Consider the following 10,401-nt stretch of genomic DNA (forward strand, 5'->3'; position numbering starts at 1 on the left):
AGCGGAACGGCGGGAAACATCGACTTCGGCAAGCTCTTCGGCCTTCGGGCTTCGTGGGCCTTCACCAGGAACATCGCCGCCGAGTTCAACCTCTCGACGGGAACGAACGCCTACTCCTTTGCCGTCGACGACATCGAAGTCGGCAACGTCGACCTCGGCGGGCAATTCGAGGCGGACCAGCTCTTCTGGAATGGAAGCATCGTCTTTCAAGTGCCGACTCGGGCGGGCGTCGTCCCCTACGCCACCGCCGGCTTCGGCAGGCTCGACACGACGCCGTCGAGCCCGCTCGGCGATATCGATAAGGTCAAGGCCACGGACGTGAGCTTCGGCGGTGGTGTCAAGTTCTGGCTTCCCAGCCTCACCTGGCTCGGGTTCCGCTTCGACGCTCGCTACCACACCGCCTCCGAGGGCCTGAATTTCCCCGGAAGCGCCGAAACTCCCACCGGCACCGAGGTCACCGTCGGCGCCACCGTCCGCCTGTTCTGAGCACCTTGACACCTCTCGGGGTGTGGTCTAGCCTAAAACGTTTCCGCGGAAACGCCCCACCTGACGCGGGCCGGTGTAGCTCAGTGGTAGAGCAGCTGATTCGTAATCAGCAGGTCGGAGGTTCAAATCCTCTCGCCGGCTCCATGAATACAAAGGACTTGGGCAAAGTCAGGGGTCGGGCTACGCTCCTGAATCTTCAAGACAACCTGCGCTCGAACAGCGCGAGCAGCCTCCCCCAGGCGCGCTCGGCCTGTGCCTCGTTGTATACCGCGGAATCCGGGGGACACCATCCGTGCAGGGTGCCTTCGTAGACCTCGATCTCGGCCTCGACGCCCGCCGCCTCGAACGCTTCCCGCAAGCGCGTCTTCTCCTCCGGCCGCCGCTCGTCATCGTTCGCGGCGATGGCGATGAGGAAGGCGGCCTTCATCTTCGGCGCGAGCAAATGCGGGCTGTCCTCTTCGTCGGTTGCGAGCCCGCCGCCGTGGAACGAGCCACCCGCGCCGATGCGTTCGGGAATGGCCGCCGCGAGCCGCATCACGTAGGAGCCGGTCATGCAGTAGCCCGTGGTGCCAATCTTGCGATTCGTATCGACCGATTTCTGCTTGTCGAGCCATTGGACGTAGGCGCGGCCGTCGGTGACGCAGGTATCCGGCGACAGCGATTCCGCATGCGGCATCAACATCTCGCGAATGCCAGGGTCGCGGAAACCCTTCCCGTCGGGAACGATCTGTCCTTTGTGAGTCCGGTAGTAGGGGTTGACGACCAGCACGGAGTAACCGGATTCGGCGAGGCGTTTCCCCATCGCGCGAAATGCGGGACGGATGCTGACGATGTCGGGCCAGACGATGACGCCAGCATGCGCGCCGCTCGCCGGGCGTACGAAATAGCAATCGGACTCCCCGTCTGGCGTCGGGACCAGGACATCGTCCTCGACGACGTCGAGCGCGTTAGCCACCGGCGGCAACATCATCGCAATGACTGCGCTCGAGCCGATCTTCGTGAAATCGCGCCGGGTGACGCTGTTACGACGAAGATATTCCTCAACGTCTTTCGCGGTCAGGTCGTTGCACATGGTTGTCTCCTGTGTGTTGGTCGCCCCGCGGGGCAATTGTCGGTTCGTAGAGCTTGCTGCTCGACCCCGGTTGCTCACGACGTGAATTCTAGCAGGTCGGGTCGGTCACGGGGGAACGTCGGGGAGACCCTCGGCGAGCATGAGGCTACGGGTCTCACGGATCACGGCGAGCGTGACCGTCGAGCCGTCGGGGGCGACTCCGAAGGACTCGGTCTGCATATCGTCGAAGAAGCCCGCTAGCGGTCGCCGGGTCGCGGAGGTGTCGTGGTCGGGATCGAAGTCCTGCTCGAAGATGCCGGTGCGCCCCCGATCGTCGATCCCGGCATAGGCCAGCGCGGCTCCCTTCCGCGTCCAGCGCCCGCGGCCGAGTGAGATGCTCGTCGTCCTCATCGTAGAGCCCAGGTCGATGGCCGCCGAAGCCAGGCGGCCGGTCTCGATCTCCACGAACTGAACCCTGGCCGAGAATCCCGTCGTTGAAACGAACAACGCCCAGCGCCCGTCGGGTGAGACCTCGGGCGTGGTGTGGCTTCCCGTGGTGATCCGTGATACCTCCGAACCGTCGGAACGGACACGGTATAGACCCGGATGGTCCGGGTTGCCCGAGGAGTAGACCACCCAATGTCCCTCAGCGGTCATCGTCGGATTCTCCGCGTTGACGCCGTCGTCGCTCAGTTGACGGGCGTTGCTCCCGTCGAGGTCGATGCTCCAGATCTCGAGATTGCCGCCGCGCGAGGAGCTGAACAGCACTCGTCGGCCGTCCGCGGTGAACCCCGGGTCCCAATCCTGAGACGCGTCGTCGGTGAGCTGGCGCAGCACTCGCGATTCCCGATCGAGGAGCCAGATATCGAGGTTGCCGGTGCGGTTGGACGAGAAGACGACGAAGCGTCCATCCGGAGAGTAGGCGGGCTGCCGATCAGTGGCGAGTGTGCGGGTGAGCTGACGGGTGGCTCCATTGACGAGATCGACCTCGCGGAGCTCTTGGCTCTGCTCGAAGGCATCGAAGATGAGTCGATTCGACCCCAGGATTGAGAACACCGTGGGTTGAGGGGGGAGGCCGCCTTGTGGAAAGAGCCCCGAGCTCCAGAAAAGGGTTCTCGGAGCGGCTCCTGGCACGAGGAGACGAACCGCGGCGGGGGCTCCGGTCAGGTCGCCGATGTTGTTCGGTGACGCCGCGAAGAGGAGCCCGATGCCGCGATGGTCCCAGGCGCTGTTCGAGATCATGCCGAATCCGTCGCTAGCCGCGAGGTCCTCGCTCGCTCCGGTCGTCGGGTCGACGAGCAGTAGCCTCCATCCACCGGAGGAGTTGCTCAATCCTCCCCGGGTGACGGCGATCCGGCCGCCGTCCGGACGCCAGCGCGGGCCGAGCAGGATCCACCCTTTCAGCTCGAGCAGGGTCCGTTCCCGCGCGGCGTCGTCGACCTCCACTACCCCCAGGATCCAGACTTCCTCGCGACCGACGTCGTTGAGCTGACGGGTGAACGCGACCGAACGTCCGTCCGGTGACCAGTCGAAGTCGTTGACGTTCGACACGAGCCTGCCCGGCTGACCGCCGAGCAGAGCCGTCCGATAGAGGTCGTAGCGGCCTGGCTCGTCCTCGTGCAGGAAGCCTACGCTGTTGCCATCGGGGGCAAAGCGGGGACGGAAGTCCGCTCCTTCGGTCAGTCTCTGCTCGCCGCCTACTTCTATCTGCTTGAGCCAGATCTGGGAGACGCCGTCCCGGGTCGAGGCGAAGGCTACGAAACGGCCGTCGGGAGAGACCGAGGGCTGCTGATCATGACCCGATAAGGTCAGCCGCCGAGTGCGCACCGGCTCGGGCGGCAGCCGGTCCGGACGCGTGGCAAGCACGAGGAGCGCTCCCAGGACGGCCGCGAGCGCCGCCGCCGCGAGAGGGAGAGTAAAGCGAACGCCGGAGCGTCGCGCGAGGGCGCCCGGGGCGGACTCCTCGCTCCTGCCTGAGAGCACCTCGTCGATCACGATGCGAGCGTCAGCGATGTCGTGCAGACGATTCTTCGGATTGCGCTCGAGGCAGCGACGCAAGAGACGCCGGATGGGGGGCTGCGTCGCGACGGGTAGCGCGCCAAGGTCGATCTCAGTTGTAAGGACGGCCGCGAGCGCGTCGGTGACCGTCTCTCCCGTGAACAGCTCCCGGCCCGTGAGCATTTCGAACAGAACCACACCGAACGCCCAGACGTCAGTACGTTTGTCGACGGACTTGCCCCGGGCCTGCTCCGGGGACATGTACCGCGCCGTACCCAGGATGACGCCCGCCTGCGTCCCCATACGGGTGATGGTCGGCGACTGCGACAGGTCCGCCGCCACACCCGAGCCGGGATCGACGGTCCACGCCTTGGCAAGGCCGAAGTCGAGTACCTTGATCCTGCCGTCGGGCGTGAGCTTCACATTGCCCGGCTTGAGGTCGCGATGAACGATGCCCTTCTCGTGGGCCTCCTCGAGAGCCTCGGCGATCTGTCCGGCAATCTGGATGGCTTCGTTAATTGGGACGGGTCCGAGCTCGAGCCGCTGCGAGAGGTCCTCCCCCTCCACGAGCTCCAGCACCAGAAAGCGCCGGTTGTCGGCTTCCTGGAAACCGTAGATCGAGGCGATGTTAGGGTGGTTGAGCGACGCGAGCACCTTCGCCTCGCGCTCGAAACGGGCGAGGCGGTCGGGATTATCGGAGAATTCCGAGGGCAGGACTTTGATGGCTACGTCGCGACCGAGCTTGCCGTCGCGCGCTCGATAGACCTCGCCCATTCCGCCTTGCCCGATGAGCCCGATGAGCTCGTAGTGCGCCAGCTTGTGGCCCGCGGCGAACGACACGTCGACGCGATGTTACGACGCGTATCGGATTGTGGGCAACTCATCGTCCCCGTCCGCCTTCGCCATATAGCCGGTGTATGCTCGCGGCGGGAATTGGAGGTCTCGCCATGCGGAACATGAAGGTCCTGGCCGCTGTCACCGGAGTCGGATTCTGGCTCGCACTTCTCGCTCTTCCGGGTTGTTCGGCTCCCGAGGAAACACCGTTGGCTGAAGCGCCCGATGAAGGGCAGGAGACCGCACAGCGCATCCTCTTCCAGTCCGAGCGCGAGGGAGCGGTGGACGTCTGGGTGATGAACCAGGACGGCTCCGACGCCCGCAACCTGACGGGGAACGGAGCGCGGGGATTCAATGATCGGCATCCCACGGCATCGTCGGACGGCTCACGAATCGCGTTTCGCTCCGACCGGGATGGACACCCAGACGTTTGGGTGATGAACCGGGATGGCTCGGGACAGACGAACCTGACCTCTCACGCTTCGACCGACATCGACCCGTCGTTCTCGGCCGACGGCTCGCGCATCGCGTTCGATTCGGACCGCGACGGCAACGTCGAGATCTACGTCATGGACTCCGACGGAACGAACGCGACGCGTCTGACCGAGAACGAGCACGAGGACAGTCACCCCTTCTTCTCACCCGTGGACGACCGGATCGCTTTCTACTCCAACCGCGACGAGCCGGGAAGCGAAGCCATGGACATCTACGTGATGAACGCAGACGGGTCGAACGTCATCCGCTTGACTGACGATCCGGCGGACGACCGTTACCCCTCCTGGTCCCCGGATGGGGCGCAAATCACCTTCAGCAGCGATCGAGATGGCAACGCCGAGATCTACGTGATCGCCGCCGATGGCTCGAGCCCGACGCGGGTGACGACGCACGATGCGCCGGATCTGGCACCGGCCTGGTCGCCCGACGGTGAGTGGATCGTCTTCCGCTCCGAGCGTGACGGGGGACCGGAGATTTATATCGTTCGCCCCGATGGGTCGGATGTGACGCGCTTGACCACGGATGGGGCGGGCAACAGCAATCCCCGTTGGCTTCCCGTGACGCGGTAACCGAACGCGCGTCCGAGTTCTTACTGAATTACGGATAGACTGTATATCAGAAATGACGGATTCCAAGAGCACAGTGATCGTATCGCCTCGAGGGCAAATCACGCTTCCCGCCGAGCTTCGGCATCGGCTCGGTATCAAAGAAGGTGGGGTCGTGACGCTCGAAGAGCGGGACGGCTCGCTAATCCTGAGGCCGGCTGCGGTCGTCGAGTTGACGATGTATAGCAACGAGGACATCGCGCGTTGGGACGCGGAGGACCTGCCTCAGCGATGCAGAGCGTCGATTCGGTTGCGCGCTAGCTCGCGGCAGACGTTTCGCTGGAACTCTGTAAGAGCCATCGCTTTGCGTCGGCCGCTCTGCGGCACGCGGTCTTGTCGCCATACCGCCGGATGTACTTCAAGACTCGCAGCTTCTGGTCTAGGGTCTTGGGGTAGAAGTCCGGTCGCAGAAACCAGAGACACCGGTCGCGATAGTCGTTGACCAATGCATCGATGGTGCGCTCCAGCTGCCGAGTCTCCGTAGTCATCCTGTGTCACAGACTAGCAGCAATACACCGTGCCGGCAAAAAAACGGGAAGCCGGTGCCGATAGGAGTCGAAGGTGAGCTAGGGGGCGAAGTCCTGAAGCTCGAGGTTGTTATTGTTGGACCCGACCTCTCATCTCCTCCGCAAGGGTGACGAATGATGGTCGTCACCAGTTTCGACCCTACCCACTTTCTCGGCGGCATGGGAGAGGTGTACCGAGCGCGTGGCGACCTTCCTCCGGAGCCTTCATCTTCAACCTCTCGCTGATGGTCTCGAGTCTCAACGCACGAAACCGCGCCGGGAATTGCTTCCGCGCCGAAACGCGTCCCCTTCGAAAAGTCGTCGGCTCAACCCCTCGAGTGAGACATCGAATTTTCTGCCGGGCGAACGACGACGCAGTTCTTGCCATGACTCTTGCCGTGAAGGAGCGCCGCGTCGGCACGGCTCACGAGCTCTTCCAAATCGGTACCGTTGTAGTTGGCGACACCGAACGTCATGGTTAACGGAATCTCGGCGCTCTCGTACTCGACGGGCTTTGCCGCGATGTGCATGCGGAGCTGCTCGGCCAGCACCCGGGCGCCTTCGATATCGGTCTCGGCTAGTAGAATGATGAACTCTTCGCCGCCCCAGCGTGCGCAGAAGTCCTGCTCACGAATTCGCCCGTCGAGCCGCGCGGCGACTTGTGTCAGCACTTGGTCTCCAACGTCGTGCCCATAGCTATCGTTGATGGACTTGAACGAGTCCAGGTCCCCCAACAGCACGGAGAACCTCTTGCCCGATCGGGCCGCGCGTGCCTGCTCGCGCTCCAGGGCCTCGGTAAAGCCCCGGCGGTTTGCAAGGCCGGTCAATGTGTCTTGTCTCGCGAGGAGCTCTGCACGTTGATGCGCCGCCATCAGTTGCTCATAGGCGGATTGAAGCTCCCGGTTCGCCTGCTCGATCACGGTGTTCTTCACGGCGAGAGCGCGACCGGTGGACCGATTCTGGCTGTATAGCACCAGGAACAACCCCGAGATCAACGTCACCAGCATCAGCCCCGCCATCAGCGCATTTCGCTGCAGGCGCTGCTGGGAAAGCTCCATTTCCTGGATGGCGTTGTCGCGCCGCAGCAGATCCAGCTCGCGGTCTCGTCGTTCCTCGCCATAGCGGAGTCGCATCTCGGCGATCTGCCCAAAGCTCTGATCGTTGAAGATCTCGTTCTCGATGATCCGGCTCTGTTTGAACATCTCGAGCGCCTCCTCGAACTCACCGCGCTCCTCGAGCACGCTCGCGAGCCGCGCGTGGGCCTCGCCCGAATAACGACGGTCGCCGATGTCTTCGCTCAGCCGAATCGCTTCTTGGTAGCTGCGCTCCGCGCCCGTAAGATCCCCCGTCCTCTGCAGTATCTCCCCCAGGTTGTTCAGCACCTCGACCACCCCACGCTCATCGGATGCCCGGCGATAGAGCGCAAGGGATCGCTGGTAGGCGTCCGCCGCCTCATCGTTGCGCTCGAGTGCTTTGTAAACGTGGCCCACGATGCTGAGTGCGTAGGCGGTTCCATCCTCGTCACCGACAGACAGACGAAGCTCGATCGCTTCGTCTTGATGGGTGAGCGCCAGCTCATAGTTTCCCAGGTGGTGGTGCGCATAGCCCAGATTAGAGAGGGTGCGGCTGACTCCCAGCTCATCGCCGACTTCGCGTTTGAGCTCGAGCGAGCGAGAGAAGAGATCCGCGGCCTCCTGATAGTCCTGGATGCCGAGATACACCAGCCCGAGATTATTGAGCGCCTGGGCCAGCAGATATTTGTCTGCCTGCTGCTCGCGGTTTTTGACTGCCCGTAAAAGGTACTCGAGAGCCAGGTGATGGTAGCCCATGAAGTAGTAATCGACCCCCACCGCGTTCAGCGCGCTGGTCGTGTTATGGAAGTCGTCGAGCGCTTCGTAGCATCGAAGCGCCATGAGGTAGTGGCGCGACGATGCGTTGCGTTTTCCCTGGGCACTCCATAAATGGCCGAGCTGCATCGAGAGCTTCGCAATCCACTCGGTATCGTCCATCTCCTGGGCCAGGGCGAGACCGCCTTCGGCATGTGCGATGGCCCGCTTCGGTTCGGACAGGCGATATCGCTCGCTCTGCTGGAATAGCGATCCGATCTCGTCCATCGACCCCGGTGCGGGTTTCGCGGTTTGGCTGACGGCGTCGGAAACGGTCGATACGAAGAGCGTGCAGGCGACAGCCAACGTACGGATTCGGAAGGTTCGAGACTCCGGAGCCAAAGGTTTCCAGATCAGGAAAAACTCAAAATCGAATTGGTGGTTTGTTGGTCTTGTTGATTCAAGGATAGGACAAGATCGCGCCTCGGGCAAAACGTATGGTCGAGAGCGGGATCCCGTGTGGGGATCGGCGGCTCGACTTGCCGACCGCTACCAGGAAATCAGCGCGATTCCTGGACCCGTACGGTTCCTTCTCCGACGAGCACGGAGCTTCCGCCGACGGCGACTTCCGTGATCGTGTCACCTACGGTGACGACACGGACGTGGACCCGGCTCGGGCGGCCCATCTTGACGCCTTGCCGGCTCACGATGTGCTGAGCACCGTCAGCGCTTACGACCCCGTAGCGCACGAGGTACGAGCCCAGAGGTCCGCTCGCATTGCCGGTCGCGGGGTCCTCGACGACACCGAATCCGAACATTCGACTATAGACCGTGGCGCCGTCTTCGCCGGGATCGCTGGTATAGATCATGACGCCGCGGCGGACCAGGCCCGAGCGATCGATGAGCTCTCCCATCGCGGCACGATCCATCTGAGCACGGTCGATGTCACCGCGGTCTTTCATGGGCACGATGATGAACGGAGCGCCGCAGGACACCTGCTGCACGGGAAGCCCCGTCGTCTCGATCGCCTCCGCCTCGACTCCGAGCGCGTCCGCGACTGCCGCGAGGTCCTCGATTTTGCCGCCGAACTCGGGCGGACGCTGCCGCATCCAGGCGAACTCGAGCTCGTCTCCCTTCCAGGTAAGCTCGAGCGGCGTTGGTCCGATCCCGAGCTGAAAGACGGTCCGCTCCGTTCCCGGAGCGATGAGCCCGGCGTGGGCGAGCGCGAACGCCGTTCCGATGGTGGGATGACCGGCCACCTCGATCTCCCGGCCGAGGTTATTGGCGAAGATGCGCACCCGAAACGACGTGCCATCGACCTCGGAAGGGAAGACGAAGGTCGTCTCGGAGAAGGCCATCTCTCTCGTGATGGCCATCATCTGCTCGGCGGTGAGCCCTCCGGGCTCGAGAAAGACCGCGAGCTGGTTTCCGCTCAGCGTTTCGTTGGTGAAGACGTCGAGGTGGAAGTAGGAATAAACGTTCGCGAAGAGAGCTAGCGAGAAAAGAGACGGCAGGCTCAAGGGCTCGACTCCTTGGTAGAAATCTATCACGAGGGAAAGAGGTTGGACGTGGTGAACCAATCGGATTGTTCGGAAATGCGCGTTGATTCGTTGGGGTGCTTCGCGTACGATGCGCGCGCACGGGCAGGCCTCGAGCCATGAGCGATTCCGCAGTCCGGAGATTCCTCTCGCCCGTCGTCACCTTCCGCGAAGGCGAGACCCTTACCGGGGTCCTGATGTTCGCCTACTCCTTCCTGGCGATGACGGCCTACAACAATATCAGGCCGGCGGCCACGTCGAAGTTCATTTCCGATCTCGGCGCCGACAACCTTCCTTGGGTGTACCTCGTCGCAGGTCTCACGCTGGGTGTCATTCTTCAGTACTACGGCCGCCTCGTGGGGAAGATACCGAGGCGTTGGGTCCTGCCGGGGACGCAGCTCCTCGTCGTCGCCGTGCTCGTCGGGTTCTGGTTTCTCCTGAAGACGGGCCAAGCCTGGGTCTCGGCGGCCCTCTACTTCTGGGGTCGCATGCTCCTCGGGATCTTTCTCATCAGCCAGTTCTGGACGCTGGCCAACGACATCTACGATCCGCGCCAGGCGAAGCGGATTTTTGGGTTCATCGGCGGCGGGGCGAGCCTCGGAGGCTTGACCGGTGCCGTACTGACGGCCTTCTTTGCCGAACGCGTAGGAACCGATAACTTGCTGCTCTTCAGTGCGGCGATCCTGTTCTTCTGCTTCTTCATCGTCGTTCGAATCGAGCGCGGGGAAGTGCCGGCCGAGCGCGCGGGCTCGTCGTCCACGGTGGCGCCGGAAACGGTCAGCGGCAAGGAAGCCATTCAAATGCTCCGAGATTCGAAGCATTTACGACTCATCGCGCTTCTGATCGGATTCGGTGCTCTGGGTGGGCTCACTCTGGACCAGCAGCTCAACTCCGCCGCGGAAGAGCTCGTTCAGACGGAAGACGCGGTCACGGGCTTTCTGGGAAGCATTACCGCCTACCTGTCGGCAATTGGCTTCGTGGTCCAAATCGGGCTCGTGAGCTTCGTTCACCGCGCCTTGGGTATCGGCTTCGCCCTTCTGGTGCTTCCCGTAAGCTGGGGTG

8 protein-coding genes and 1 tRNA gene are annotated in these 10,401 nt (G+C 63.1%); 4 read left to right on the forward strand and 5 right to left on the reverse strand.

All coding sequences use genetic code 11. The features are described 5' to 3' along the window. Both VEK15_14185 and VEK15_14190 read left to right on the forward strand, forming a co-directional pair. A partial coding sequence (locus VEK15_14185; protein HXV61842.1) for a hypothetical protein occupies positions 1-486 on the forward strand: 486 nt, incomplete at its 5' end. 69 nt (positions 487-555) lie between these two features. Next, positions 556-630 (forward strand) — tRNA-Thr (locus tag VEK15_14190). A gap of 52 nt (positions 631-682) precedes the next feature. On the opposite strand, the gene VEK15_14195 is transcribed toward VEK15_14190, so the two are convergent. Beyond that, a complete protein-coding gene (locus VEK15_14195) occupies positions 683-1,558 on the reverse strand; it encodes a dienelactone hydrolase family protein (protein HXV61843.1) in 876 nt (291 codons plus the stop codon). A 105-nt stretch (positions 1,559-1,663) separates the two neighbouring features. After that, a complete protein-coding gene (locus VEK15_14200; GenBank protein ID HXV61844.1) occupies positions 1,664-4,375 on the reverse strand; it encodes a protein kinase in 2,712 nt (903 codons plus the stop codon). A 107-nt stretch (positions 4,376-4,482) separates the two neighbouring features. On the opposite strand from VEK15_14200, the gene VEK15_14205 reads away from it, so the two are divergent. Continuing rightward, complete coding sequence (locus VEK15_14205) at positions 4,483-5,433, forward strand: hypothetical protein (protein ID HXV61845.1); 951 nt, start codon at positions 4,483-4,485, stop codon at positions 5,431-5,433. 293 nt (positions 5,434-5,726) lie between these two features. On the opposite strand, the gene VEK15_14210 is transcribed toward VEK15_14205, so the two are convergent. The 3 genes from VEK15_14210 to VEK15_14220 all read right to left on the reverse strand — a co-directional run bounded on the left by VEK15_14210 (position 5,727) and on the right by VEK15_14220 (position 9,321). Continuing rightward, positions 5,727-5,957, reverse strand: coding sequence for a hypothetical protein (locus tag VEK15_14210; GenBank protein ID HXV61846.1), 231 nt, complete (start codon positions 5,955-5,957; stop codon positions 5,727-5,729). Positions 5,958-6,301: 344 nt separating this feature from the next. Continuing rightward, positions 6,302-8,167: a diguanylate cyclase gene (locus tag VEK15_14215; protein ID HXV61847.1), complete on the reverse strand. Its 1,866-nt coding sequence runs from the start codon at positions 8,165-8,167 to the stop codon at positions 6,302-6,304. A gap of 194 nt (positions 8,168-8,361) precedes the next feature. After that, a complete protein-coding gene (locus VEK15_14220; GenBank protein ID HXV61848.1) occupies positions 8,362-9,321 on the reverse strand; it encodes a PhzF family phenazine biosynthesis protein in 960 nt (319 codons plus the stop codon). Between the two features lie 137 nt (positions 9,322-9,458). Here VEK15_14220 and VEK15_14225 point away from each other — a divergent pair. Continuing rightward, positions 9,459-10,401: MFS transporter (locus VEK15_14225; protein HXV61849.1), on the forward strand; the 943-nt coding region annotated here is incomplete at its 3' end.

It is taken from the genome of Vicinamibacteria bacterium, assembly GCA_035620555.1.
Lineage (GTDB): Bacteria > Acidobacteriota > Vicinamibacteria > Marinacidobacterales > SMYC01 > DASPGQ01.

Excerpts from the sequence above, each read along its gene's own strand:
- VEK15_14205 (HXV61845.1), top strand. The coding sequence starts at position 4,483 with ATGCGGAACATGAAGGTCCTGGCCGCTGTCACCGGAGTCGGATTCTGG.
- VEK15_14210 (HXV61846.1), bottom strand. The coding sequence starts at position 5,957 with ATGACTACGGAGACTCGGCAGCTGGAGCGCACCATCGATGCATTGGTC.
- VEK15_14195 (HXV61843.1), bottom strand. The coding sequence starts at position 1,558 with ATGTGCAACGACCTGACCGCGAAAGACGTTGAGGAATATCTTCGTCGT.